This window comes from Peribacillus frigoritolerans (assembly GCF_030676415.1).
Lineage (GTDB): Bacteria > Bacillota > Bacilli > Bacillales > DSM-1321 > Peribacillus > Peribacillus frigoritolerans_A.
The window spans coordinates 1-343 of record NZ_JAUUTW010000120.1; the positions used below are offsets into that span (position 1 = coordinate 1).

Annotated in this window: 1 protein-coding gene; it reads right to left on the reverse strand. The window is 40.8% G+C overall.

Features of this window, described 5'->3' with window-relative positions; translation table 11 throughout:
• A partial coding sequence (locus Q8G36_RS28730) for a transposase (RefSeq protein WP_305163157.1) occupies positions 1–343 on the reverse strand: 343 nt, incomplete at both ends.

A 343-nucleotide genomic window follows, 5' to 3' on the forward strand; every position in this document is an offset into this window, starting at 1 on the left:
CCTTCTTTGGTGCGAGGACGTGTATAAGGTAAAGCCGGTATGATTTCTTTGTTAAATAGGTAGCTTGTAATCGCTGGTGTTTTATAAGCTGCATCTGCGGCAACGGCTTCCGGTTTTCCAACTTTCTTAATCACTTGTTCAACTAGTGGCTCTAAGATCTGACTGTCATGTGTATTTCCAGGTGTTACAATCGTTCCCAATACAAAACCGTTGCGGTCCGTTGTACTTTCTTTAATCTCTTTGGTCTCTTCTTTATCAAATTTATCTGGTGGAAAAGGCTTTTTTCCATGGTTTTCACGATCTTGATTGATTTCTTCTTGAAGACGTCCTTGATACGCTCGTG